This window comes from Streptomyces sp. NPDC053665 (assembly GCF_055585285.1).
In genome coordinates this window covers 139,316-164,687 of sequence record NZ_JBVJKK010000007.1, presented here as the reverse complement: position 1 = coordinate 164,687, position 25,372 = coordinate 139,316, and the positions used below count along the sequence as shown (strand labels likewise).

General features: G+C 73.0%; 23 protein-coding genes. 15 read left to right on the top strand and 8 right to left on the bottom strand.

Going from position 1 to position 25,372, the window contains the following annotated elements:
* Nucleotides 1-52 precede the first annotated feature (52 nt).
* From ACZ6ZN_RS26530 to ACZ6ZN_RS26505, 6 genes are all read left to right on the top strand, one after another.
* Nucleotides 53-2,278 (top strand): MMPL family transporter, encoded by a 2,226-nt coding sequence (locus tag ACZ6ZN_RS26530; protein WP_469650051.1) that lies wholly within the window; start codon nt 53-55, stop codon nt 2,276-2,278.
* Between the two features lie 160 nt (nt 2,279-2,438).
* Nucleotides 2,439-3,284, top strand: a complete 846-nt coding sequence (locus tag ACZ6ZN_RS26525; protein WP_469650048.1) for a helix-turn-helix domain-containing protein — start codon at nt 2,439-2,441, stop codon at nt 3,282-3,284.
* On the top strand, nt 3,281-3,466 hold the full coding sequence (locus tag ACZ6ZN_RS26520) for a DUF397 domain-containing protein (RefSeq protein ID WP_469650045.1): 186 nt from the start codon (nt 3,281-3,283) through the stop codon (nt 3,464-3,466). The genes ACZ6ZN_RS26525 and ACZ6ZN_RS26520 overlap by 4 nt, the downstream gene beginning before the upstream one ends.
* A gap of 90 nt (nt 3,467-3,556) precedes the next feature.
* Nucleotides 3,557-4,075 (top strand): YbaK/EbsC family protein, encoded by a 519-nt coding sequence (locus tag ACZ6ZN_RS26515; RefSeq protein WP_398111056.1) that lies wholly within the window; start codon nt 3,557-3,559, stop codon nt 4,073-4,075.
* Nucleotides 4,072-4,917: an EamA family transporter gene (locus tag ACZ6ZN_RS26510; protein ID WP_469650042.1), complete on the top strand. Its 846-nt coding sequence runs from the start codon at nt 4,072-4,074 to the stop codon at nt 4,915-4,917. The genes ACZ6ZN_RS26515 and ACZ6ZN_RS26510 overlap by 4 nt, the downstream gene beginning before the upstream one ends.
* 68 nt (nt 4,918-4,985) lie before the next feature.
* Nucleotides 4,986-5,261, top strand: a complete 276-nt coding sequence (locus tag ACZ6ZN_RS26505) for a DUF1876 domain-containing protein (protein ID WP_369194488.1) — start codon at nt 4,986-4,988, stop codon at nt 5,259-5,261.
* A 22-nt stretch (nt 5,262-5,283) separates the two neighbouring features.
* Here ACZ6ZN_RS26505 and ACZ6ZN_RS26500 read toward each other — a convergent pair whose 3' ends face one another.
* From ACZ6ZN_RS26500 to ACZ6ZN_RS26480, 5 genes are all read right to left on the bottom strand, one after another.
* A complete protein-coding gene (locus tag ACZ6ZN_RS26500; protein WP_398111058.1) occupies nt 5,284-6,450 on the bottom strand; it encodes a serine hydrolase domain-containing protein in 1,167 nt (388 codons plus the stop codon).
* 93 nt (nt 6,451-6,543) lie between these two features.
* Nucleotides 6,544-7,005: a MarR family winged helix-turn-helix transcriptional regulator gene (locus ACZ6ZN_RS26495; RefSeq protein WP_469650039.1), complete on the bottom strand. Its 462-nt coding sequence runs from the start codon at nt 7,003-7,005 to the stop codon at nt 6,544-6,546.
* 10 nt (nt 7,006-7,015) lie between these two features.
* Nucleotides 7,016-7,783: an energy-coupling factor ABC transporter ATP-binding protein gene (locus ACZ6ZN_RS26490; protein ID WP_398111060.1), complete on the bottom strand. Its 768-nt coding sequence runs from the start codon at nt 7,781-7,783 to the stop codon at nt 7,016-7,018.
* Entirely contained in the window at nt 7,771-8,532 is a 762-nt protein-coding gene (gene cbiQ / locus ACZ6ZN_RS26485) for a cobalt ECF transporter T component CbiQ (protein WP_469650036.1), read from the bottom strand. The genes ACZ6ZN_RS26490 and cbiQ overlap by 13 nt, the downstream gene beginning before the upstream one ends.
* A 1-nt stretch (nt 8,533) precedes the next feature.
* Complete coding sequence (locus tag ACZ6ZN_RS26480) at nt 8,534-9,637, bottom strand: energy-coupling factor ABC transporter permease (protein ID WP_451876734.1); 1,104 nt, start codon at nt 9,635-9,637, stop codon at nt 8,534-8,536.
* 169 nt (nt 9,638-9,806) lie between these two features.
* On the opposite strand from ACZ6ZN_RS26480, the gene ACZ6ZN_RS26475 reads away from it, so the two are divergent.
* Nucleotides 9,807-10,172, top strand: a complete 366-nt coding sequence (locus ACZ6ZN_RS26475; RefSeq protein ID WP_398111063.1) for an SsgA family sporulation/cell division regulator — start codon at nt 9,807-9,809, stop codon at nt 10,170-10,172.
* Between the two features lie 10 nt (nt 10,173-10,182).
* Here the strand turns inward: ACZ6ZN_RS26475 and ACZ6ZN_RS26470 are convergent, their stop codons facing one another.
* From ACZ6ZN_RS26470 to ACZ6ZN_RS26460, 3 genes are all read right to left on the bottom strand, one after another.
* Nucleotides 10,183-11,853 carry a penicillin-binding transpeptidase domain-containing protein gene (locus ACZ6ZN_RS26470; RefSeq protein ID WP_469650033.1) on the bottom strand — a complete coding sequence of 557 codons (1,671 nt, stop codon included), beginning with the start codon at nt 11,851-11,853 and terminating at the stop codon, nt 10,183-10,185.
* Nucleotides 11,854-11,949: 96 nt separating this feature from the next.
* Nucleotides 11,950-13,578 (bottom strand): penicillin-binding transpeptidase domain-containing protein, encoded by a 1,629-nt coding sequence (locus ACZ6ZN_RS26465; protein WP_469650032.1) that lies wholly within the window; start codon nt 13,576-13,578, stop codon nt 11,950-11,952.
* Between the two features lie 124 nt (nt 13,579-13,702).
* Nucleotides 13,703-15,451: a dolichyl-phosphate-mannose--protein mannosyltransferase gene (locus tag ACZ6ZN_RS26460; RefSeq protein WP_398111066.1), complete on the bottom strand. Its 1,749-nt coding sequence runs from the start codon at nt 15,449-15,451 to the stop codon at nt 13,703-13,705.
* A gap of 85 nt (nt 15,452-15,536) precedes the next feature.
* Here ACZ6ZN_RS26460 and rsmI point away from each other — a divergent pair, with 85 nt between their 5' ends.
* The 8 genes from rsmI (at nt 15,537) to ACZ6ZN_RS26420 (ending at nt 25,314) form a co-directional block, all read left to right on the top strand.
* Nucleotides 15,537-16,382 carry a 16S rRNA (cytidine(1402)-2'-O)-methyltransferase gene (rsmI, locus tag ACZ6ZN_RS26455; protein ID WP_398111067.1) on the top strand — a complete coding sequence of 282 codons (846 nt, stop codon included), beginning with the start codon at nt 15,537-15,539 and terminating at the stop codon, nt 16,380-16,382.
* A gap of 201 nt (nt 16,383-16,583) precedes the next feature.
* On the top strand, nt 16,584-17,000 hold the full coding sequence (locus ACZ6ZN_RS26450; RefSeq protein WP_469650028.1) for a hypothetical protein: 417 nt from the start codon (nt 16,584-16,586) through the stop codon (nt 16,998-17,000).
* Nucleotides 17,001-17,083: 83 nt separating this feature from the next.
* A complete protein-coding gene (locus ACZ6ZN_RS26445) occupies nt 17,084-17,965 on the top strand; it encodes a TatD family hydrolase (protein ID WP_451876738.1) in 882 nt (293 codons plus the stop codon).
* A 127-nt stretch (nt 17,966-18,092) separates the two neighbouring features.
* Nucleotides 18,093-19,550 carry a ubiquitin-like domain-containing protein gene (locus ACZ6ZN_RS26440; RefSeq protein ID WP_469650025.1) on the top strand — a complete coding sequence of 486 codons (1,458 nt, stop codon included), beginning with the start codon at nt 18,093-18,095 and terminating at the stop codon, nt 19,548-19,550.
* 56 nt (nt 19,551-19,606) lie between these two features.
* Nucleotides 19,607-20,494 (top strand): 16S rRNA (adenine(1518)-N(6)/adenine(1519)-N(6))-dimethyltransferase RsmA, encoded by an 888-nt coding sequence (rsmA, locus tag ACZ6ZN_RS26435; RefSeq protein WP_451876740.1) that lies wholly within the window; start codon nt 19,607-19,609, stop codon nt 20,492-20,494.
* Nucleotides 20,491-21,390: a 4-(cytidine 5'-diphospho)-2-C-methyl-D-erythritol kinase gene (locus tag ACZ6ZN_RS26430; RefSeq protein ID WP_469650022.1), complete on the top strand. Its 900-nt coding sequence runs from the start codon at nt 20,491-20,493 to the stop codon at nt 21,388-21,390. The genes rsmA and ACZ6ZN_RS26430 overlap by 4 nt, the downstream gene beginning before the upstream one ends.
* A 129-nt stretch (nt 21,391-21,519) precedes the next feature.
* On the top strand, nt 21,520-23,328 hold the full coding sequence (locus ACZ6ZN_RS26425) for an ABC-F family ATP-binding cassette domain-containing protein (RefSeq protein WP_469650020.1): 1,809 nt from the start codon (nt 21,520-21,522) through the stop codon (nt 23,326-23,328).
* A 189-nt stretch (nt 23,329-23,517) separates the two neighbouring features.
* Complete coding sequence (locus ACZ6ZN_RS26420) at nt 23,518-25,314, top strand: outer membrane protein assembly factor BamB family protein (RefSeq protein WP_469650017.1); 1,797 nt, start codon at nt 23,518-23,520, stop codon at nt 25,312-25,314.
* The last annotated feature ends 58 nt before the right edge of the window (nt 25,315-25,372 follow it).

Below are 25,372 nucleotides of genomic sequence, written 5' to 3'. Positions count from 1 at the left end.
GGCTGGTCCCCCCTGCCCTGAAGACCCACGACCTGACCGGGAGTACGCCCTCGTGGCCACTTTCCTCTACAAACTCGGCCGGCTCTCGTTCCGGCGGCGGCACCTCGTCGCCCTGATATGGGTGGCGCTGCTGGCCCTCGCCGGGGCCGGCGCGGCCAGTGCCCCCACCGCGGGCAACAGCTCGTTCTCCATCCCCGGCACCGAGGCCCAGAAGGCCTTCGACCTGCTGGAGCAGCGCTTCCCCGGCACCAGTGCCGACGGCGCCACCGCCCGGGTCGTCTTCAAGGCGCCCGGCGGCGAGAAGATGACCGACCCCGGCAACAAGGCGACCGTCCAGGACACCGTCGAGGAACTGTCCGACGGTTCCGAGGTCGCCGCCGTCACCGACCCCTACCGGGCCAAGGCCGTCAGCAAGGACGGCACGATCGCCTACGCGCAGGTGTCCTACAAGGTCTCCGGCATGGAGCTGGACGACGCCGCCAAGGACGCCCTGGAGGACAGCGCGCAGCACGCCCGCGAGGCCGGGCTGACCGTCGAGATCGGCGGCGACGCGCTCCAGGCGGTGCCGCACACCGGCTCCAGCGAGGTCATCGGCATCGCGGTCGCCGCCGTCGTCCTGGTCATCACCTTCGGCTCGCTCGTCGCGGCCGGCCTGCCGCTGCTGACGGCGCTCATCGGTGTCGGCATCGGCGTGTCCACCATCACCGCGCTGGCCAGCGCCCTGGACCTGGGCTCGACCACCTCCATCCTCGCCATGATGATCGGCCTCGCGGTCGGCATCGACTACGCCCTGTTCATCGTCTCCCGCTACCGGGCCGAACTGGCCGAGGGCCGCGAGCGCGAGGAGGCGGCGGGCCGGGCCGTCGGCACGGCCGGCTCCGCGGTGGTCTTCGCCGGCCTCACCGTGGTGATCGCCCTGGTGGGCCTCGCCGTGGTCAACATCCCGATGCTCACCAAGATGGGCGTCGCGGCGGCCGGCACGGTGGCCATCGCCGTGCTGATCGCCCTGACCATGGTCCCGGCGCTGCTCGGCTACGCGGGCCGCAGGGTCAAGCCGATGGGGGAGAAGGGCAGGCTGGCGGGCCGGGCCAGGAAGCGCGACCACTCCGGCGGTGCGGACCAGCCCGCCCGGCCCAACCTGGGCACGCGCTGGGCGAGCTTCGTCGTCCGCCGCCCCCTCGCCGTCCTGCTGCTCGGTGTCGTCGGCCTCGGCGCGGCGGCCGTCCCGGCGGCCGACCTGGAGCTGGGTCTGCCCGACGACGGGTCCCAGCCCACCTCGACCACCCAGCGCCGCGCCTACGACCTGCTGTCCGAGGGCTTCGGGCCGGGCTTCAACGGCCCGCTGATGGTCGTGGTCGACGCCAAGGGCAGCGACGACCCCAAGGCCGCCTTCACCGCGGTCGGCGACGAGATCAAGGGCCTGAAGGACGTGGTGACGGTGACGCCGCCCGCGCCCAACAAGGCCGGCGACACCGCCACCATCACCGTGATCCCCGGCTCCCAGCCGTCCTCGCCGTCCACGGAGAACCTGGTGCACGGCATCCGCGACGCGGGCGCCGGCATCCAGGCCGACACGGACGCGAACGTGCTGGTCACCGGCAGCACGGCCATGAACATCGACGTCAGCCAGAAGCTCAACGACGCCCTGGTGCCCTACCTGGTCCTGGTGGTCGGCCTGGCGTTCCTGCTGCTCATCGTGGTGTTCCGCTCCATCCTCGTCCCGCTCAAGGCGGCCCTCGGCTTCCTGCTGTCGGTGCTGGCGGCCCTCGGCGCGGTCGTCGCGGTCTTCCAGTGGGGCTGGCTGTCGGGCCTGATGGGCGTGGAGCAGACGGGCCCGGTCATGTCGATGATGCCGATCTTCATGGTCGGCGTGGTCTTCGGGCTGGCCATGGACTACGAGGTGTTCCTCGTGACCCGCATGCGGGAGGCCTACGTCCACGGCGAGAAGCCGGCCCAGGCCGTGGTCACCGGCTTCCGCCACGGCGCCCGGGTCGTCACCGCCGCCGCCGTGATCATGATGGCCGTGTTCGCCGGCTTCATCGGCTCCTCCGAGTCGATGGTCAAGATGATCGGCTTCGGCCTCGCGATCGCCGTGCTGTTCGACGCGTTCGTCGTCCGCATGGCCATCGTCCCGGCGGTCCTGGCGCTCCTAGGCCGCCGGGCCTGGTGGCTGCCCACGTGGCTGGACCGGGCCCTGCCCAACGTCGACGTGGAGGGCGAGGGCCTGCGCGCCGCCTCCGGCGACGACGACGGCGACCGGGAACTGGTCCGCGTCTGACGACGCGTGAGAGACCGGCCGGTGAGGGCGCACCGAGAGACGGTGCGCCCTCACCGGTGGGGTGGGGGAGCTGGTCGCCGCCGGAAGTCCCGAGCTTGTCTCGTGCTGTCCCGGCTGTCCCGGTCGTTGTACGGGTACGGCTGCGCGATGGAGGTGGGGCATGAACGAGGCTGTCGACGAGGCCGGCTGGGACGTCGAGCCGGGCGACGAGATCGAGCCGTTGGTCCAGGCCGTGGGGAAGCTGCTGAAGGTGTGCCGGGAGGCGGCGGGACTGCGGGTCGCCGAGCTGGGCGAGATGCTCGGCTACGGCGAGGACATGATCCGCAAGATGGAACGGGGAACGCGCATTCCCCGGCCGGAGTACCTGGACAGGGCGGACCGGGTGCTGAACGCCCAGGGGCATCTGAGGGCGTTCGCGAAGGACATGGAGCGGGCCCGGTACCCGAAGAAGGTGCGGGAGCTGGCGGAGCTGGAGGGCCGGGCGGTGGAGATGCTGCTCTACAGCCACCACAACATCCACGGGCTCTTGCAGACGCCGGAGTATGCGAGGGCGTTGTTCGAGATGCGGCAGCCTGCCCTGTCCGCCGATGTGATCGAGCGGGAGAGTGCCGCGCGTATGGCCCGCAAGTCGGTCTTCGATCGGGACCCTGCTCCGGATCTCAGCTTTGTCCAGGAACAGGTGACGCTCGAACGTCCCTTCGGGGGCAAGATGGTGTTGCGCCGCCAACTCGAACACCTGCTGGAGGTGGCCAAGTTGCGAAATGTGTCGCTCCAGGTCATGCCGACCGATCGGGAAGAGCACGCGGGTACGCAGGGCCTGATCGAGGTGCTGAAGTTCGCCGACGGTACGGCCATCGGACGCTCCGAGGGCGCGTTCAACGGTCGCCCGGTCTCAAGCCCTCGTGATCTACGGGTACTTGAACTGCGCTATGGCATGATCCGGGCGCAGGCTCTCACGCCAAGGGAGTCGCAAGCCTTCATCGAGCAATTGCTGGGGAGACTATGAGCACGCCGGAACTCCAATGGTTCAAGAGCAGCTTCAGCAGCAGCAGTGAGCCCGGCGACTGCGTCGAGGTGGCCCACACCCCCGCCGTGATCCACGTCCGGGACTCCAAGACCCCGGGGACTCCCCACGTGACGGTCGCCTCCGCCACGTGGGAGTCGTTCCTCGCGTACGTCACCGAGTGACAGCCGGCCTGACCCGGGTGTGCGCCCGGAGGACTCCACCAGCTGAAACGGCCTCGCGTGTGCCCTACACACACCGATAGCGTGCTCCGCATGACGACGACAGCCGCCACTGACGCCGACAGCTCCGGAGCGCACCCCCGTTTCGCCGAGGCCCTGCGGAACCTCGGACTCGACCACCTCGTGGGCCGGGTCCGGCGCTTCCCGGACGCCACCCGCACCGCCGCCGAGGCCGCCGCCGCGGTCGGCTGCGAGCTGAGCCAGATCTGCAAGTCGCTGATCTTCGCCGCGGACCGGGAACCCGTGCTGGTCCTCATGGACGGCGCCTCCCGCGTGGACCTCGACCTCGTGCGCGAGGAACTGGGCGCCGGCAAGGTCACCCGCGCCAAGGCGGAGGTCGTCCGCGAGACCACCGGGTATGCCATCGGCGGGGTGCCGCCCTTCGGCCACCGGACCAGGACGCGGGTGCTCGCCGACCGGTCCCTGCTGGAGCACGACCTCGTCTGGGCCGCGGCCGGGACACCGCACACCGTCTTCCCGATCGCCCCCGGCGACCTGGTCACCCACGCCCGCGCCACCCTCGTGGACGTCCGCGAGCGCACCGCCCCGTGACCCCCCTGGTCACCTCCGCCGTCCTGCTCGCCGCGGTCACCCACGCCGGCTGGAACGCCCTCGCCCACCACATCACCGACAAGCTGGCCGGCTTCACCCTGATCTCGGGCGGCGGACTGCTCATCGGGCTGGCGATGACGCCCTTCGTACCCCAGCCCGCATCCGGCGCCTGGCCGTACCTGCTGGGCTCGGCCGCCCTCCACATCGCCTACTACGCCCTGCTGATGACGTCCTTCCGGCTGGGCGACTTCGGGCAGGCCTATCCGATCGCCCGCGGCACCGCGCCCCTGGTCGTGACGGTCCTGGCCGCCCTCTTCGCCCACGAGGTGCCCGACGGCTGGGCCGCCGCGGGCGTGGCCCTGTCCTGCGCCGGGCTGACCGGGGTGGCCCTGTGGGGGCTGCGCGGGCGCCGGCCCGACTGGGCGGCCATCGGGGCGGCCCTGGCGACCGGGCTGGCGATCGCCGCGTACACGGTCGTCGACGGGCTCGGCGTGCGCGCCTCCGGCTCGCCCCTGGGGTACATCGCCTGGCTGATGGCCGTGCAGGGCCTGGTCATCCCGGCGTACGCGCTCTGCCACTGGCGCGGCGGGACCGCCCGCATCCTGCGGCCCTTCGCCTGGATCGGACTGGCCGGGGCGGCCCTGTCGGTCGCCGCCTACGCCCTGGTGCTGTGGGCCCAGACCCGGGCCGCGCTCGCGCCCGTCGCGGCGCTGCGCGAGTCGTCGATCATCGTCGGGGCGGCCATCGGCGCGGTGTTCTTCAAGGAGCGGTTCGGGGCGCCCAGGATCGCGGCGGCCGGGCTGCTCGTCGTCGGGATCGGGCTGATGCTGCACGCCGGATAGGGCCGGTGGGATGCGCTGCGGCACCTGGCGGGAGCACCCTGGAAGCAAGCGCTCCGGAGGTGATCCTCATGATGCACACCGCAGTCGGATGGCACGTCGAGATGGAGTTCATGGAGGACGACCAGCGCACGAGGGCCGCCGCGATGGTCCGCCTGCCCGACGGCACCGAGGTACGGGCGCACGGGCACGCGAACCGGCACCGCTCCGACGCCAATCAGCCCCGGATCGGCGAGGAGATCGCCGCGGCCCGGGCGCTCAACGAACTCGCCATGCAGTTGCTGACCAAGGCCCACGAGGAGATCGACCAGGCGTCCGGGCGGACCTCCCACCCGATCCACGTCTAGCCGGTGGCGCCCCCCGGCGCCCTCACGGCAGGTCCAGCGCCCCGCGCACCGCACGCAGCAGGCTCTGCGCGCGCGGATCGGCCGTCACCGACGTGCGCAGGCCGTTGGTGACGTAACCGAACGCGATGCCGGTCTCCGGGTCGGCCAGGCCCAGCGCGCCGCCGCGGCCCGGATGGCCGAAGGACCCCGGCGTGAGCAGCGGCGAGGCGCTGCCGTGCAGCATGTAGCCGAGGCCGAAGCGGGTGCCGACCACCAGGACCCGGTCGGGACCCGCGGACTCCTCGGCCCGGGCCAGCTCCACCGTCTCCGGCGTGAACAGCCGGGCGGAACCGGCCGTGTCGCCGATCAGTGCGGCGTAGAAGCGGGCCAGTCCGTCCGCCGTGGCGACGGCGTTCGTGGCGGGCAGGGCCGCCGCGAGGTAGGCCGGGTCGTTCTGCTCCGGGAACGGGGTGATGGCGGCGAAGGCCCGCCGGGTCAGGGACTCCGGGTCCTCGTAGGCCCGGGTCACCGAGGGCTTGGGGCGGGCCCGCAGGCCCCCGGCCGGCTCGGCGCCCTCGACCCGGCCCACCCGCCCGGCCCGGCCGGCCCGCGAGGGGGGCAGGCCCAGCCAGAGGTCCAGCTCCAGCGGGCCGGTGACCTGGGCCGCGAGCCACTCGCCGGCCGACTGCCCGGTCACCCGCCGCACGATCTCGTCGACCAGCCAGCCGTAGGTCAGCGCGTGGTAGCCGTGGTCGGTGCCGGGCTCCCAGACGGGGGCCTGGGCGGCGACCGCCTGCGGGCCCTTCAGCGGGTCGAGGGCCTCCTGCGGGCTGAGCGGCCGGTCCAGGACGGGCAGACCCGCCCGGTGGTTCAGCACGTGCCGTACCAGCACGCCCTCCTTGCCCCGCGCCTTGAACTCCGGCCAGTACCGGCCCACCGGCGCGTCCAGGTCCAGCTGCCCGCGCTGGTGCAGCAGCAGGAGCACGGCGGCGGCCACGCCCTTCGTCGCCGAGCGCACGACCTGGGCGGTGTCCCGCTGCCACGGCTCGGTGCCGTCGACGTCCTTCGTGCCGCCCCACAGGTCGACGACCCGCTGTCCGTGCCGGTACACCGCGACGGCCGCGCCCCGGTCCCCGAGCGCGTCGAAGTTCCGGACGAACGCCTCCCTCACCGGCTCGAAGCCCTCGGCCACTGTGCCGTGCACGTCCACGTCCGTCACTCCTCGATCCCGCTGCGGTGGCGCTGTCTCCCTCTCACCCAAGCAGGACGGTCACGTCGATGTTCCCCCGGGTCGCGTTCGGGATCAGCGGCTGCGGTCCGCCGCCGACCCCGCCCGCGCGGTCAGGTGCCACAGCTCCTCGCGCAGCCGCACCACCTCCGCCTCACCGAGCCCCGTCGCCGCGAGCAGCGCGCCGGGCACCCGCCCCGCCCGCTCCCGCAGCTCCTCCCCGCGCCCCGTCGGCGCCACCAGCACCGACCGCTCGTCGCGCGCGGAGCGCTCCCGCCGCACCAGGCCCGCCGCCTCCAGCCGCTTCAGCAGCGGCGAGACGGTCCCGTAGTCCAGGCGCAGGGCCCCGGCCAGCTCCTTCACCGGGGTCTCCCCGCGCTCCCACAGCACCAGCAGCACCAGGTACTGCGGATAGGTCAGGCCGAGATCGTCGAGGAGCGGGCGGTACGCGGCCGTCACGGCCCGCTGCGCGGCGTACAGCGCGAAGCACAGCTGCTCGTCCAGCAGCGGTGGGCGCTCGGTCTCCTCGTCGGTCACGCGCCCATTGTCACGGACGGGCCGGGGCGGCCGGCACGGAACGCGGATCGAACCCGAACGGCAGCTCCAGCCGGTGCGCCCGCATCAGCTCGGCGTCGGAGAGCAGCCCGCCCGTCGGGCCGTCCGCCACGATCACCCCGTCGCTGAGCACCAGGGCGCGGGGGCACAGCTCCAGGGCGTACGGCAGGTCGTGGGTCACCATCAGCACCGTCACGTCGAGCGAGCGCAGGATGTCGGCCAGCTCGCGGCGCGAGGCCGGGTCCAGATTGGACGACGGCTCGTCGAGGACGAGGATCTCCGGCTCCATCGCCAGCACGGTCGCCACCGCCACCCGGCGGCGCTGGCCGAAGGAGAGGTGGTGCGGGGGCCGGTCCTTGAACTCCCGCATGCCGACCCGCTCCAGCGCCCGGTCCACCCGGCGCTCCAGCTCCGGCCCCTTCAGCCCGGCGGCCGCCGGCCCGAACGCGACGTCCTCGCGCACGGTCGGCATGAACAGCTGGTCGTCCGGGTCCTGGAAGACGATGCCCACCCGGCGCCGCACCTCGGCCATGTGCCGCTTGTCCACGGGCAGCCCGGCCACCCGCACCGCGCCGGTCCCGCCGCTCAGGATGCCGTTGAGGTGCAGCACCAGGGTCGTCTTGCCGGCGCCGTTCGGCCCGAGCAGCGCGACCCGCTCGCCGCGCTCGATCGAGAAGTCGACGCCGAAGAGGGCCTGGTGCCCGTCGGGGTAGGCGAAGGCGAGGCCCGAGACCTCGAGGGAAGCAGTCACAGGGTCCATCCCAGCAGACAGACGACGAGCGCCGCGCCCGGGAGGGCCAGGGCGTGACGCCACTGCGCCCGGGACGCGGTCACCTCGTCGATGACCGGCATGGAACCGGCGTACCCGCGGCTGACCATCGCCAGGTGCACCCGCTCACCGCGCTCGTAGGACCGGATGAACAGCGCGCCCGCCGACTTGGCGAGCACCCCCCAGTGCCGCACGCCCCTGGCCTCGAAGCCGCGGGACTCCCGGGCGATCCGCATGCGCCGCATCTCGTCCGTGATGACGTCGCCGTAGCGGATCATGAACGACGCGATCTGCACCAGCAGCGGCGGGAGCCTCAGGCGCTGGAGCCCCAGGAGGAGTTCGCGCAGTTCGGTGGTGGCGGCCAGCAGCACCGAGGCGGCGACGCCGAGCGTGCCCTTGGCCAGCACGTTCCAGGCGCCCCACAGGCCGTTCACGCTCAGGGACAGGCCGAGGACGTCGACCCGCTCGCCCTCCGCCACGAACGGCATGAGCACCGCGAACGCGACGAACGGCACCTCGATCAGCAGCCGGCGCAGCAGGAAGCCCGCGGGCACACGCGCCGCGTACGCCACCGCCCCCAGCAGCACCGCGTACAGCCCGAACGCCCACATCGCCTCGCGCGGGGTCGTCACCACGACGACCACGAAGGCGAAGACGGCGGCGAGTTTGGTGTGCGGCGGCAGACCGTGCACGGGCGAGTGCCCGTGCCGGTACAGCTTGTGCGTGTGTCCCGCTCCCATGTCAGACGCCCGTGGTGCGGGCACCGGCCGAGGCGTCCGCCGGTTCCCCGTCGCCCGTCGCGTGCACGGTGTCGGAGGGGGAGGTGTCACCGCTCCGGCGGCGGCGGACGGCCCAGAAGACGGTGCTGCCCGCGACGACCGTGACCCCCACGCCGATGACGCCCGCCAGCCCTCCGGACAGGCGGGCGTCGTCGACGTCCTCGACGCCGTAGTCGGCGAGCGGGGAGTCGGCCGCCGCGTGTTCCTCGGTCTTCTCGTCGATGCCGTTGTCGCCGGCGACCTTCTCCAGGCCGTCGGGGTTCGCGGAGGCGTAGAAGCTGACGAACCCGGCGAGGACCAGCGAGGTGACCAGACCGGCGGCCCACACCCTGCGGTGGGAGGACCGGGCGGCGACGGGCTCGGGCCCGGCCTGCGGCGCGTCGACCAGCTCGCCGTTCACCCGCAGCTTCAGCTTCCGCGTGAGGCCCCGCGCCCCGTACACCAGGTCCGGGCGCACGGCGACGACGGCGCCGACGGTCAGCGCGGTGATGACGGCCTCGCCGATGCCGATGAGCAGGTGCACGCCGATCATGGCGGTGGCGACCTTGCCGATCGAGACGTCCGTGGTGCCGCCGACGGCGTACAGCAGCGTGAAGACCAGCGCGGCGGCCGGCACGGACAGCAGGGCGGCGACGAACGAGGCGGCGGTCACCGTCCGGCGCGTGCGGGGCAGCACCTTCACCAGGCCGCGGAAGACGGCGTAGGCCACGACCACCGTGACGATCGCCATGTCGGTGACGTTGACGCCCAGCGCGGTCAGCCCGCCGTCCGCGAACAGGATGCCCTGCATCAGCAGGACGACGGACACGCACAGGACCCCGGTGAAGGGGCCGACGAGTATCGCGGCCAGTGCCCCGCCGAGCAGATGCCCGCTGGTGCCCGCCGCGACCGGGAAGTTCAGCATCTGCACCGCGAAGATGAACGCCGCGACCAGGCCGGCCAGCGGGGCCGTGCGCTCGTCGAGTTCGCGGCGGGCGCCGCGCAGGCTCACGGCGATGGCACCCGCGGCGAGCACACCGGTGGCGGCGGAGGTGGGGGCGTCGATGAATCCGTCAGGTACGTGCACTGTTCGATGATGTGGCTTGATGCGAACGATGTGCAAGAGCGTGCCGCTCGTTTTATCTCATCCGTGAGATGTGCCTCCACAAAGGGTGAAAACCGGAAAATATGGGACATTGGAGAGGTGGTGGCTGCACATCCTCCACGACGGTGGCGCACGGTGAAAGGGCTGTCCGATGTCCGTAGTCGAGCAGTACGCGCGAGCCCACATCATCACGGAGACGGCGGTGCCCCTGATCGACGAACTCCAGGCGGTCCCGGTCAGTCTTCGGTACGACCCCGACGGCGATCCCCGCTGCGTCACCGTGCGGCTGCCCGGCGCCGGCGGGCGCGAGTGGCGGTTCGACCGCCGCCTGCTGGAGGAGGGGCTGCGCAGCCCGGCGGGCAGTGGTGAGGTGCGGGTCTGGCCCTGCGGCCGGGTGCAGACGATCGTCGAGTTCCACTCCGCCCAGGGCGTGTCGGTGGTGCAGTTCGAGCGGCCGACGCTGCTGCGGTTCCTGCGGCGGACCTACACGGCCGCCGCCGAACCCGTCACCCACTGACCCCGCGGCCTCAGCCGCCGGCCTTCAGCAGCGCCGCCACGATGGGCCCGGCCGTGGACCCGCCGTGCCCGCCCTGCTGGACCACACCCGCCGCGGCGAGGTCGCCCCGGTAGGCGGTGAACCAGCCGTTCGGCTTCTTCTGCCCGTCGACCTCGGCCGATCCCGTCTTGGCGCCCGTGTCGCCGCCGACCCCGGCCATCGCCTCGGCGGCCGTGCCGTACCGGGCCGTGTACGACATCAGCTCGCGCAGCTGCGACAGGGTTTTCGCCGACATCGTGCGGGACGGGGTGGCGAGCTCGCGCCCGTCGACGTCCGGGGACACCAGGTAGGGCTGGTGGAAGGTGCCGGCCTTCACGGTCGCCGACACCGACGCCATGTTCAGCGGGTTCATCCGCACCCCGCCCTGGCCGATCAGCGACGCCCCCATCTGCGCGGCCGACTGCACCGGCACCGAACCGTCGAAGGACGGCACCCCGATCGCCCAGTTGCCCAGCCCCAGACCGAACACCTGCTGGGCCTGCTTGGTGAGGTCGTCGTTCTTCAGCTTCGGCGCCTGGCTGATGAAGGCCGTGTTGCAGGAGCGGGCGAAGCTCGCCTTGAAGGTGCCGCCCTTGATCTCGAACTTGTCGTCGTTCTGGAACTTCCAGTGCCCGTAGGTGAAGTACTTGGGGCACGGGTGCTTCTTGTCGGCCGACGCCAGGCCCTTCTCGATCAGCAGCGAGGAGGTGACGACCTTCATCGTCGACCCGGGCGCCAGGGAGCCCTGGAGGGCGGTGTTGAAGCCCCGGGAGGCGTTCGCGGCGGCCAGGATCTCACCCGTCGACACCCGCAGCACGGCCACCGACGACCGGGCCTTGCGGGCGACCTGCCGCTCGGCCGCCGCCTGGAGACCGGGGTCGAGGGTCGTCCTCACCGTGCCCGGGGTGCCCTCGCTCAGCTCCACCAGCGTCTTGTCGGACAGGTCCTTGCCCTTGGCGGCCTTCCCGCGCACGACGCGCAGCTCGATGCCGGCCGTGCCGCCGGCCTCCTTGCCGTACTTCTCGCGCAGGCCGTCCAGGAGCGGGCCGATGGAGGCGTACTTCGCGGTGGTGAGTTCGCCGCCGTCGCGGTCCAGCGCCTTCACCGGGGGCGTGCCCGCCTCGCCGGTGACCAGCCGGTCGCCGTCCTTCAGGTCCGGGTGGACGACCGTCGCGTGCCAGTCGACCACGGGCTTGCCGTCACCGGCGCGGCGTACGACGGTCAGCGCGCTGTCGTAGGCCAGCGGCTTGTCGGTGCCCTTGTGGGAGACGGTGCCCTTGACGGCGAACGGCACCTCGGCGCCGCTGGGCCGGCCGGGGGTGAGGGTGACGTCCTTGATGTGGGCGTCCTTGCTGTAGCCGGTGAGCAGGGCTTTCGCCGCGGCGGTGTCGTCGGTGGCGGCGGCGGCCCGCGCGACCTCGCCGGACTGCCAGGCGCCGAGGAACGCGCGGGCGGCGGCGGTGACCTCGGTGCGGGCCAGCGGGCCCGTCCTGACCTCGGGCTTCTCGTCCGACACCGCGCGTGAACCGCTGTCGGCCGCGGTGTCGCCGCCGAACAGCGCGTAGGCGCCGAACCCGGCTCCGCCGACGACGACGGCGAGCACCGAGCCGATCACCGCGGGGTTCGTCTTCCGTCGCTCGGCGACGCGCCTTCTGTTGCCCACTGCTGTTCGTTCCTCCGCAAGTCCCGTGGGCCCCCGCCGCCCTCGGCTGTCCCAACGACGGCCCCCACCCTAGAGTCCCGTCGGGTGGGGGCGGGATCAGCCTCCTGTTCGTAGCACGGCTGCGACAATCGGCCCGGCCGCGTCGCCGCCGTGGCCGCCCTGCTCGGTCATGGCCGCGGCCGCGACGTCGCCCCGGAAACCGGTGAACCAGCTGTTGGAGCGGGCGCTGCCCTCGACCTCGGCGGAGCCGGTCTTGGCGCCGATGTCGCCGCCGAGCCCGCTCATGGCCTCCCGCGCGGTGCCCTGCGTCGCGGTCAGCCGCATCATCCGCTTCAGCTGTGCGGCGGTGCCCGCCCTCAGGCCCTCCGCCCGGGCCAGCCGGCGGTCGTCCAGGCCGGGCGGGACGAGGTAGGGCTGGCGGAAGGCGCCGGTGATCGCGGTCGCCGTGACCGAGGCCATGTTCAGCGGGCTCATCTGCACCTGGCCCTGGCCGATGGCCCCGGCGGCCCGGTCCGGGCCCCCGACGGCGGGAACCCTGCCGTCGAAGGAGGCGATGCCCGTCTTCCAGTCGTCCCGTCCGAGTCCGAAGCGCCGCTCGGCCTCCTGGCTCAGCGAGGCGTCCGTCAGCGGCTTCTCGTCGATGAGCTTGACGAAGGCGGTGTTGCAGGAGCGCAGGAAGCTGTCGGCCAGTGTGGCGTCCTCGTTCGGCTTCATGCCCGTCAGGTTCTTGAACGTCTGGCTCTGCCACGTCGCCGTGTCGGGGCAGGGCGCCGGGCCGTTCATCGAGGTCACGCCGTTGTCGATGAGCATGGCGGCGGTGATGATCTTCATGGTCGAGCCGGGGGCGGCCTGGCCCTGGAAGGCCGCGTTGAAGCCGTCGGCGCGGTTGTTGGCGACGGCCAGGACCTCGCCGGTGCTGGGCTTGACGGCGACCACCGACGACTGGGCGAACCGCTTGACCGCCCTCTCGGCAGCGGCCTGCGCGGTGGGGCTGATCGTCGTGGTGAGCCGGCCCGGCCTGCCCTTGGCGAGGGTGAGCAGCGGGGTGTCGGGAGCGCTCCCGCCGGCGTGCCGCACGACCAGTTCGACGCCGGGTGAGCCGCCGGCCTTCTCGCCGTACTTCTCGCGCAGGGCGTCCAGCACCGGTCCGAGGGAGGGGTACTTCTCCTTCGTCAGCTTCGACCCGTCCCGTCCGAGGGCCTCGACGGGCGGGTCGGCCGACTGCCCGGTGACCAGGGTGTCGTCCTTCCTCAGCCGCGGGTGCACGACCGAGGGCTGCCAGTCGACCAGCGCCCGCCCGGTGGTCACGCCGCGCACCACCTTCAGCTCGCTGCGGTAGGTCAGCGGCGCCGACTTCCCGCCGTAGGACACCTTCGCCTTGACCGTGTACGGCACGGTGGTGCCCTTCGCCGGGCCGGGGGTGACGCGCACGGCGGTGATGTGCGCGTCGTCGGCGAAGGCGCTCAGCACCCGGCCGGCGTCCGCGTCGTTGTTCGTGTACGACGCGGCCCGGACGCTCTCGCCCTTCTCCCAGGCGCTGAAGAACGCGTCCGTGGTCTCCTCGACCTCGTCCTCGTCGGGCGGCCCCGACTTCTTCTCGGCGGCGACCCCGCCGATGCCGTCGCCGTCCAGCGCCCCGAGGATGTTGTAGGCGCCGTAACCGGCCCCGCCCACCATCACCGCGAACACCCCGCCTATGACGGCGGCCTTGACCCCCTTGCCCATTGGGCGCCCCTCCCCGTTGAGCCGCACGCGACCGTTTGAACGCGTTCAGAAGCTCGATCGGGGGCACTCTATGCGCAAGCGGTTACTGGTGGTACCGGAGTTTCGATTTTTGACCGAACACCGTTCACACCCATGTGTCCAGCCACATCCGCGACCGCCAGTCGTCGATCGGGACGGCCTGGCCGGTGTAGATCGGCCAGAAGTAGATGAAGTTCCAGGCGATCAGCAGGACCAGGACGCCCGCGGCCGTCGCGCCGACGACCCGGCGGGTGTCGCCGGAACGGGGCGGCCCGACGATCGCCCCGAGCAGCATCGCCACCGCCAGGCACAGGAACGGCAGGAACACGACGGCGTAGAAGAAGAAGATCGTGCGCTCCTGGTACATGAACCAGGGCAGGTACCCCGCCGCGATGCCGCAGGCGATGGCCCCCGCGCGCCAGTCGCGGCGGAAGAACCAGCGCCACAGCACGTACAGCACCGCGAAGCAGGCCACCCACCACAGCAGCGGCGTGCCGAGGGCCAGCACCTCGCGGGCGCACTTCTCACCGGCGTCGGCGGGGCAGCCGGCCTTGCCGGGAGCCGGCGACTCGTAGAAGTACGACACCGGGCGGCCCAGGACCAGCCAGCTCCACGGGTTGGACTGGTACGTGTGCGGCGAGGACAGCCCCACGTGGAACTCGTAGACCTGGTGCTCGTAGTGCCACAGGCTGCGCAGCCAGTCGGGCAGGAACGTCCAGCTGCCGCCCTTGCCGTCGGTCGCCGCCCAGTTGCGGAAGTAGCCGCCGGAACCGTCGGTGGCGGACAGGAACCAGCCGGTCCAGGAGGCGAGGTAGGTCAGCAGGGCGACGGGCACGGTGGCGACGAACGCCAGGCCCGTGTCCCGCTTCAGGGCCGCCGTGTACGGGTGCCGGGCACCGGCGACGCGGCGCGCGGCGACGTCCCACAGCACCGCCATCACGCAGAACGCCGCCAGGATGTACAGGCCGTTCCACTTGGTGCCGATGGCCAGACCCAGCATCAGGCCCGCCCCCCAGCGCCAGGGCCGCCACCCCAGGCGGGCCGTCTCGGCCGTGTACCGGTCGGGCCGGACCCGGCCGTCGGCGTCCACGGGCAGCGCCGCGGCCAGCCGCGCGCGGGCCCGGTCCCGGTCGACCAGCAGACAGCCGAACGCGGCCAGCACGAAGAACATCAGCACACCGTCGAGCAGCGCCGTGCGGCTCATCACGAAGTGCAGCCCGTCCAGCGCCATCAGCGCACCGGCCAGACAGCCCAGGAACGTCGAGCGGAACAGGCGCCGGCCGATCCGGCACAGCAGCAGCACCGACAGCGTGCCGAGCAGGGCCGTCATGAACCGCCAGCCGAACGGGTCGAAGCCGAACATCAGCTCGCCCAGCCCGATGACGTACTTGCCGACCGGCGGGTGCACGACGTACGCCGCGTCGGTCGGGAGCTTCACGTTCCCGCCCGACGACAGGACCAGGTCGTTGGCGTTCTTCGCCCAGTTCACCTCGAAGCCGCGGTGGACGAGCGCCCAGGCGTCCTTGGCGTAGTACGTCTCGTCGAATATCACCGCCCGGGGGCTGCCCAGGTTCCAGAACCGCAGGACCCCCGCCAGCAGCGTCACCAGCAGCGGCCCGATCCAGCCCGACCAGCGCACCAGCCGCCCGGCGAGGGCGTGCGGCACGCCGAGCGCCCCCCACAGCCGCGGGGAGGGCTCGGTGTACGGCGGCACCAGCCGGTCCCGGACGTCACCGGCGTCGCTGCCGGGCTGCCCCTGGTAGCCGAAGCGGCGCAGCCGCTGCTGCCAGGGCGGCCGCTGCTCGAGCGGCGCCTGGCCCTGCCGGGTGTCCGTGGAGGACGCGGTACTGGTCACCGCGCCATCGTAGGGAACCGTGCTGTGTGAGTCCCGTCCATGACCGGTATGCGTCCGCATCCTCCGCCCCTGGGAGGATGGGGGCGTGACCGGAACCCTCGTACTCGCAGGCACCCCCATCGGCGACATCGCGGACGCCCCGCCCCGGCTCGCCGAGGAACTGGCCGGGGCCGACGTCGTCGCCGCCGAGGACACGCGGCGGCTGCGCCGGCTGACCCAGGCGCTCGGCGTCACGCCCAGGGGGCGGGTGGTGTCCTACTTCGAGGGCAACGAGGCCGCGCGCACGCCCGAACTGGTCGAGGAACTGGTGGGCGGGGCGCGGGTGCTGCTCGTCACGGACGCCGGCATGCCGTCCGTGTCCGACCCGGGCTACCGGCTGGTCGCCGCCGCCGTGGAGCGGGACGTGCGGGTGACGGCCGTGCCCGGGCCGTCCGCCGTGCTCACGGCGCTGGCGCTGTCGGGGCTGCCCGTGGACCGGTTCTGCTTCGAGGGCTTCCTGCCCCGCAAGGCGGGGGAGCGGCTCGGGCGGCTGCGGGAGGTGGCGGACGAGCGGCGCACCCTCGTGTACTTCGAGGCCCCGCACCGGCTGGACGACACGCTGGCGGCGATGGCGGAGGTGTTCGGCGCCGGGCGGCGGGCCGCGGTGTGCCGGGAGCTGACCAAGACCTACGAGGAGATCCGGCGCGGCGGTCTGGGCGAACTCGCCGAGTGGGCCGCCGACGGGGTGCGCGGCGAGATCACCGTGGTGGTCGAGGGCGCGCCCGAGAAGGGACCCGAGGACGTGGGGCCCGAGGAGTTCGTGCGGCGGGTGCGCACGCGCGAGGAGGCGGGGGAGCGCCGCAAGGAGGCGATCGCCGCCGTGGCCCAGGAGGCCGGAGTGCCCAAGAGGGTCGTCTTCGACGCCGTGGTCGCCGCGAAGAACGCCGGCTGACTCCCGCACACGCCTGTGAGCAGGGCGCTTGTCGTTTGAGCGTGCGCCCCATGGGTGGGCAAAGGTGATCTGCCCCTGGGACAAGGGCCGCCCAAATCGGGGCCAATTCGTCGGCAGGTCTGCTGCCGTCCGCCCGGCCGGGGAGTCCACTGGGGTGCGGGGACGCAACCGTTCCCACGCCACAGCGGAACAGGAGCCGGCATGAGTGAGATCGCAGGGCGGACCGGGCTTCGCGCCGGTGCGAGTGCCGTCGTCAACGAGTCCTACTCCTTCGCCTGCATGCGCTGCGGGCACGGCTGGGAGCAGTCGTACGAGATAGAGCACCACACAGACGCCACCGGGCACGAGTTCGTGCTCTACGTGGCCGACGGCCGGGTCGTGCCCTCCCCGCTGAGCAGGCCCGCCTGCCACAACTGCGACGGGCACGTCGTGCGGATCATGCGGCCCGGACGGGTCGCGTCGGCCCGGGACGCCGCCTACGGCTCCCGCCGGGTGCCGCCGCCCGCCGGACCCGTCGAGGCACCCGTCCCGGAGGCCGCGGCCACCCGGACCCCGCGGGTGCAGCACCACTGGCACCTGTCCGACCTGCTGCACCCCTTCCAGCGCAAGGCGAGCTGACCCGTCCGGCTCCCCTTGCCGTCGACGCCCTCCCCGCCTCCTCCCCCGCGGGGGAGGGCGTCGCCCTTCCGTAGGATCGGGGCATGCCTGCCAACGACCCCGACAAGCACACCGCGCCCCCGCTGCCGGACCCCCTGCGGGTACCGGTCGCCGACTCCCACACCCACCTGGACATGCAGTCCGGCACGGTCGAGGAGGCCCTGGCGAAGGCCGCGTCGGTCGGAGTGACGACGGTCGTGCAGGTCGGCTGCGACCTCGCGGGCTCGCGCTGGGCCGCTGAGACGGCCGCCGCGCACGACGCCGTCCACGCCACGGTCGCGCTGCACCCGAACGAGGCGCCCCGGATCGTCCACGGCGACCCCGACGGGTGGTCGAGACAGGGCGCCCGCGAGCCCGGCGGCCCGGCGGCCCTGGACGAGGCCCTCGCCGAGATCGACCGGCTGGCCGCGCTCCCGCAGGTCAAGGGCGTCGGCGAGACCGGACTCGACTACTTCCGCACCGGGCCCGAGGGCAAGGACGCGCAGGAGCGGTCCTTCCGCGCCCACATCGAGATCGCCAAGCGGCACGGCAAGGCCCTCGTCATCCACGACCGCGAGGCCCACGCCGACGTCCTGCGGGTACTGAAGGAGGAGGGCGCCCCCGAGCGGACCGTCTTCCACTGCTACTCCGGCGACGCCGAGATGGCGGAGATCTGCGCGGCCGCGGGCTACTTCATGTCCTTCGCCGGCAACGTCACCTTCAAGAACGCCCAGAACCTGCGCGACGCGGTGGCGGTGGCCCCGCTGGAGCTGCTGCTGGTGGAGACCGACGCGCCCTTCCTCACGCCCGTGCCCTACCGGGGCCGGCCCAACGCCCCCTACCTCGTGCCGATCACCGTGCGCGCCCTGGCCGAGGTGCGCGGCACCGACGAGGACACGCTGGCCACCGCGCTCGGCGCGAACACCGCGCGCGCGTTCGGGTACTGACCCCCCGGCCTCTCCCGCACGACTGTGCGTAGTCGCGTCGCTTTGGAGAGTGACGAGCGCTCCGCTAGGTTCTGGGGGCCCGATCCGGACCCCTCTGGACTCCCCCCGGCCCCTGGAGCCTGTCGGCGTGAGCAGCCCGCAGTACGACACGTACGAGACGTACGGCCCGGCCTACGCCGAGGCGGCGTACGGCGGCCTCGCCGTGCCGCCCGCCGATCTGCACAGCGCCGAGACCCTCGCGTACGGCACGCCCGCCTACGCGGACCCCTACCGGCCGGCCTACGCGGACACCTACCGCCCCGCCTACGAGGGCCCGACCCTGCCCGGTCTGCCCCGCCAGGGCGCACCGGCCGGCGACCTTCCGCCCGCGTGCACGGAGTATGACGACCCGGACGGCGACGCAGGGGTGCGCGCCGGATCGCGAGCCGCCTCGCGCACCGGCTCGCACCGCAGATCGCCGCGCCGGCGCCGCACCCGCCTCGTCGAACGCCCCGACAGCTCCGTGCTGCGCCTGCTCCCGCAGGCCCTGGTCGTGGCCTTCCTGGCGGGCGGCACCACGGCGTTCGTCGCCGAGGACAAGGCGATCGAGCTGAGCGTCGACGGCCAGGAGCGCACGCTGCACACCTTCGCCGACGACGTCACCGAACTGCTCGCCGAGGAGGGCGTGGAAGTCGGCGCCCACGACGTGGTGACCCCCGGGCACGGCGCCGGCCTCGGCAACGGCGACGAGGTGTCCGTGCTCCACGCCCGCCCCGTGCGGCTCACCCTCGACGGCCACCGGCGCGAGGTGTGGACGACGGCCCGCACGGTCGCCGGTGTCCTGCGCCAGCTGGGCGTACGGCAGGAGGGCGCGTACGTGTCCACCTCGCGCTCCCGGCCCATCGGGCACGCGGGACTCACCCTGGACGTCCGCACCGAGCGCACCGTGACGATCATGGCCGACGGCCGCGCCCGCACCGTCCGCACCAATGCGGCGACCGTCCGGGAGGCCGTCGAACAGGCCGGGATCACCCTGCGCGGCCAGGACACCACCTCGGTCGCGCAGACGAGCTTCCCGCGCGACGGGCAGACCGTCACCGTCCTGCGCATCACCGGGGGCCGGGAGATCCGCGAGGAGGCCATCCCCTTCCAGGTGCGGCGCACCGACGACCCGACCCTGTTCCGGGGCACCGAGGTCGTCGCGAGCCCCGGCGAGCCGGGCCTGCGCCGGATCACCTACGCCGTGCGCACGGTCAACGGCGTCCGCCAGACACCGCGCCGGCTGACCTCCGAGGTGGTGCGCGCGCCGCGCCCGCAGGAGGTGAAGGTGGGCACCAAACCCCGCCCGGAGTCGGTGCGGGGCGCCGACCACCTGAACTGGCAGGGCCTGGCCGCCTGCGAGTCCGGCGGCCGGCCGGACGCCGTCGACCCCTCGGGCACCTACGGCGGCCTCTACCAGTTCGACACCCACACCTGGCACAAGCTCGGCGGCCGGGGCCGCCCCCAGGACGCCCCGGCGGCGGAGCAGACCTACCGGGCCAAGAAGCTGTACGTGCGCCGGGGCGCGAGCCCCTGGCCGCACTGCGGCGGGCGGCTGCACCAGTAGCGGGCCCGGCGGCCGGGTGCGCGACCCCCCGCACCCTCCCCCGTACCCTTGTCCCCGTGACCAGCCCCGCCCCCGACGCCCTGCTCGGCCCCGCCGACGTCCGAGAACTCGCGGCAGCCCTCGGCGTACGCCCCACCAAACAGCGCGGACAGAACTTCGTGATCGACGCGAACACCGTCCGCCGCATCGTCCGCACCGCACAGGTCCGCCCCGACGACGTGGTCGTCGAGGTCGGCCCGGGGCTCGGGTCGCTCACCCTGGCACTGCTGGAGGCCGCCGACCGGGTCACGGCCGTCGAGATCGACGACGTGCTCGCCGCCGCGCTGCCCGCCACCGTCACGGCCCGCATGCCCGAGCGCGCCGACCGGTTCGCCCTCGTGCACTCCGACGCCATGCACGTCACCGACCTGCCGGGGCCCGCCCCGACCGCGCTGGTCGCCAACCTGCCCTACAACGTGGCCGTCCCGGTGCTGCTGCACATGCTGGACACCTTCCCGACCATCGAGCGCACCCTCGTCATGGTCCAGGCGGAGGTCGCCGACCGGCTCGCCGCCGCCCCCGGCTCGAAGGTCTACGGCGTCCCCTCGGTCAAGGCCAACTGGTACGCGCAGGTCAAGCGCGCCGGCGCCATCGGCCGGAACGTCTTCTGGCCCGCGCCGAACGTGGACAGCGGCCTGGTCTCCCTGGTCCGCCGGACCGAACCCCTGAAGACCACGGCGTCCAAGGCGGAGGTCTTCGCCGTGGTGGACGCGGCCTTCGCCCAGCGCCGCAAGACGCTGCGCGCCGCGCTGGCCGGCTGGGCGGGCTCCGCGGCCGCCGCCGAGGAGGCCCTCGTCGCCGCCGGCGTCTCGCCGCAGGCCCGGGGCGAGTCCCTGACGGTGGAGGAGTTCGCGCGGATCGCCGAGCACAAGGCGGCCCCCGTCCGGCGGGAGGAGTCCGCGTGAGCGTCACGGTCCGCGTCCCCGCCAAGGTCAACGTCCAGCTGGCGGTCGGCGCCGCCCGCCCCGACGGCTTCCACGACCTGGCCAACGTCTTCCTCGCCGTCGGCCTCCACGACGAGATCACCGTCGCCCCGGCCGCGGAACTCCGCGTCACCTGCGAGGGCCCCGACGCCGACCAGGTGCCCCTGGACCGCACGAACCTGGCGGCCCGGGCGGCGATCGCGCTGGCCGAGCGGTACGGCCGCAGCCCCGACGTCCACGTCCACATCGCCAAGGACATCCCCGTCGCCGGCGGCATGGCGGGCGGCAGCGCGGACGGCGCCGGCGCGCTGCTCGCCTGCGACGCGCTCTGGGGCACGGGCGCCTCCCGCGAGGAACTGCTGGACATCTGCGCCGAGCTGGGCAGCGACGTGCCGTTCAGCCTCGTCGGCGGGGCCGCCCTCGGCGTCGGACGGGGCGAGCGGCTGACGCCCCTGGAGGTCGGCGGCTCCTTCCACTGGGTGTTCGCCATGGCGGAGCGCGGCCTGTCGACCCCGGCCGTCTTCCGGGAGTTCGACCGGCTGGGCGAGGGCACGGACATCCCCGAGCCCGTCGCCGCACCGAAACTCCTCGCCGCCCTGGCCAAGGGCGACCCGGACGCGCTCGCCGCGGCCGTCTCCAACGACCTCCAGCCCGCGGCCCTCTCCCTCTTCCCGGAACTCGCCGGCACCCTCGCCACGGGCCGCGCCGCGGGCGCCCTGGCCGCCCTGGTCTCGGGCTCCGGCCCGACCACGGCCTTCCTGGTCCGCGACCCGGACTCGGCGGCGGCGGTGGCGCAGGCCCTCGTCTCCTCCGGCACCTGCCGCACGGCCAGGACGGCAGCAGGACCGGTTCCGGGGGCGACGCTCACGGGCCGCTGAGCGCGCGGCGGCCGCCCCCCTCGCAGGCGCGCGGTGGCCGGCCCCCGGCAGGCGCGCGGACGCCCCGCCGGAGCACCCCCGTGCCGGACTACCCTTGAGGGTCGATCCATCCCCCTTGGCAGGAGAGTAATGGCCGTCAACCTGGTCAATGTCGAGAACGTCAGCAAGGTGTACGGCACCCGTGCCCTGCTCGACGGCGTCTCCCTCGGCGTCTCCGAAGGGGAGCGCATCGGTGTCGTCGGGCGCAACGGCGACGGCAAGACCACCCTCATCCGCATGCTCGCCAAGCAGGAGGAGGCCGACACCGGACGCGTCACCCACTCGGGCGGGCTGCGGCTGGGCGTGCTGACCCAGCACGACTCCCTCGACCCCGAGGCCACCGTCCGCCACGAGGTCATCGGCGACATGGCCGACCACGAGTGGGCCGGCGACGCCAAGGTCCGGGACGTGCTGACCGGCCTGTTCGGCGGACTGGACCTGCCCGGCTTCCCCAAGGGCCTGGACACCGTCATCGGCCCGCTCTCCGGCGGCGAGCGCCGCCGCATCGCCCTCGCCAAGCTGCTCATCGAGGAGCAGGACCTGCTCGTCCTGGACGAGCCCACCAACCACCTCGACGTCGAGGGCATCGCCTGGCTCGCCCGGCACCTGCAGACCCGGCGCTCCGCCCTCGTCTGCGTCACCCACGACCGCTGGTTCCTGGACCAGGTCTGCACCCGCATGTGGGACGTCCAGCGCGGCGCGGTCTACGAGTACGAGGGCGGCTACTCCGACTACGTCTTCGCCCGGGCCGAGCGCGAGCGCATCGCCGCCACCGAGGAGGTCAAGCGCCAGAACCTGGTCCGCAAGGAGCTGGCCTGGCTGCGCCGCGGCGCCCCCGCCCGCACGTCCAAGCCCCGCTTCCGCGTCGAGGCCGCCAACGAGCTGATCAAGGACGTCCCGCCGCCCCGCGACAGCAGCGAGCTGATGAAGTTCGCCTCCACCCGGCTCGGCAAGACCGTGTTCGACCTGGAGGACATCACCGTCCAGGCCGGCCCCAAGGTCCTGCTCAAGCACGTCACCTGGCAGCTCGGCCCCGGCGACCGGATCGGCCTCGTCGGAGTCAACGGCGCGGGCAAGACCTCCCTGCTGCGGGCCATGGCCCAGGCGGCCCGGACGGAGGGGGAGGCCCAGCCCGCGGGCGGGCACATCCGCGTCGGCAAGACCGTCAAGCTCGCCTACCTCTCCCAGGAGGTCGCCGAACTCGACCCCGCCACACGCGTGCTGGAGTCCGTGCAGCAGGTGCGCGAGCGCGTCGACCTCGGCAAGGGCCGGGAGATGACCGCCGGTCAGCTGTGCGAGACGTTCGGCTTCTCCAAGGAGAAGCAGTGGACGCCGGTCGGCGACCTGTCCGGCGGTGAGCGCCGCAGGCTCCAGCTGCTGCGGCTGCTCATGGACGAGCCCAACGTCCTCTTCCTCGACGAGCCCACCAACGACCTCGACATCGAGACGCTGAACCAGCTGGAGGACGTCCTCGACGGCTGGCCCGGTTCGATGATCGTCATCTCCCACGACCGGTTCTTCGTCGAGCGCACCACCGACCGGGTCTTCGCGCTGCTCGGGGACGGCGCCCTGCGGATGCTGCCGCGCGGCATCGACGAGTACCTGGAGCGGCGCCGGCGCATGGAGGAGGCCGCGGCCGCCTCGGCCCCCGCCGCCGTGCAGCAGACCGCCGCCCCGGAGAGGAGCGCCGCCGACCAGCGCGCGGCCAAGAAGGAGTTGCAGAAGATCGAGCGGCAGCTCGACAAGGTCTCCGAGAAGGAGACCAAGCTCCACGCCCGGATCGCCGAGAACGCCACGGACTTCGCGAAGGTGGCCGAACTGGACGCCGAGCTGCGCGAGTTGGCCGGTCAGCGCGAGGAGCTGGAGATGCGCTGGCTGGAACTCGCCGAAGACGCGTGAAGGGCGCGTGAAGGCGCGTAACGAGGGCATCACGGGCCGGTCCTCCCTTGGGAACAGGGGATGGGACGGCCCGTTCGCTTGTCGGAACGGGGTGATAGAAAGAGCCGTCTTAGAACTTTATGGAACGACTCTGAGCGCTCCGGTGCCTCAGGGCGTGGCGAAAAATCAGTGAAACGGGGGGAGCGACTGATGTCTCAGCCGCCCAGTCAGCCGCCGCAGGGTGGCTTCGGAGCACCGCAGGACCCGCCGCCGCAGGGCGGTGGCTTCGGGGCACCGACCCCGCCGCCACCCCAGGGCCCGCCCCAGACGCCGCCGCCCCCGCAGGGCCCGCCGCAGCCCGGCTACGGCTACCCCCAGCAGCCCCCGCCGCAGCCCGGACCGTACGGGCAGCCGCAGCAGCCGGGCCCCTACGCCCCCGGACCCTACGGCCAGCCGCAGCAGCCCGGGCCGTACGGGCAGCCGCAGCAGCCGGGGCCGTACGGCCAGCCCGGTTACGGCTACCCGCAGCAGCCGGGTTACCCCGGCGGGCCCGGCACCCCGCCCCCCGGCGGCTCGCGCGGCCCCTTCAAGGGCAAGCCCGCCGCCGTCATCGGCGCGGCCGTCGCCGCGCTGCTCGTGGTCGGCGGCACCGTGTGGGCCGTCACCGCGACGGGCGACGACAAGGGGGACAAGAAGCCGGTCGCGCAGGGCAGCGACGACCCCAAGGGCGGCTCCTCCGCACCGGTCAACCCCGGTGACGGCGACGGCGACGGCGGCGAGGACCCCGACAACCTCAACGAGGGGCGCAAGGCCGGCGAGGCCAAGGTCCTCTGGTACAAGGAGGCGCCCGACGCGCCCGGTTCCGGCGCCGAGGCCCCCGGCATGTGGATCACGGACAAGACCGCCGTGAAGGCCGCCTACAAGCAGCTCCTCGCGTTCGGCGTGGCCGACGGCAAGCCCGCCTGGGACACCGTCACCTTCCCGCAGAAGATCTGCGCGACGACCCCGCAGAAGACGGCCGACGACAAGATCGTCGTGGCGTACATGAGCGGCAGCAGCGACCGCGCCAAGTGCAACCAGCTCCAGGAGATCGACCTCGACACGGGCAAGAAGGGCTGGACGCAGAAGGTCGCCGACGGCGCCCTGTTCGACTCCACCCTGTCCGTGGAGCTGACCGTCACCGGAAAGACGCTGATGGTGGGCCGCTCCCAGTCGGGCACGGCGTACGACGTCACCAGCGGCAAGAAGCTCTTCGACAAGAAGCGTTACGGCGACACCTGCTTCCCGGCCGCGTTCGCCGGCGGCGAGAGGCTCGTCGCCGTCTCCTCCTGCGGTGCGGGCGGGAACAACCAGCACGACGAGGTGCAGGAACTCGACCCGAGGACCGGCAAGGTCCGCTGGACGCAGAAGTTCGACAAGGGCTGGCGGGTCGCGCGCGCCTACTCGATGGACCCGCTGGTGATCTACAGCACCAACGAGGACAAGAAGGCCTGGAACATCTCCACCTTCACCTCCGGCGGCAAGTTCCGCTCCCAGGTCGGCTTCGACGAGGACTTCGCCCCCGAGTGCGGCTGGGCCATCCTCGCGCGGGAACTCCAGGGCTGCGAGGGCGTCGCCGCCGACGACGACACGCTCTACCTGCCGACCAAGGCGACCACCGGCGCCAACGAGATCGTCGCGATCAACCTGGCGAACGGCAAGGAGAAGTGGCGGGTGAAGTCCCCGGCCGAGGAGTCGATGGTCCCGATGAAGGTCGAGGACGGCAAGCTCATCGCCTACGTGGAGCCCTCCTACGACGGGGGCGGCCAGGTCGTCTCCATCCCGACCGGCGGCGCCGGCCACAAGCCGGTCGAGCTGCTGCGCAACCCGCAGGGCGCCGCGGACATCGAGAAGGGCTTCTTCTCCAAGGACATCGACTGGGTCGACGGGCGCTTCTACCTCTCCACCACCCGGCTGAGCGGGAACGACGACTCCAAGGAGAAGTTGATGCTCGCCTACGGCAAGTGACTCTTCGCCCTCCCGGACCGCTTGTCCCCCCGTCGCCGTCCGTCCCCTTCCCCGAGGT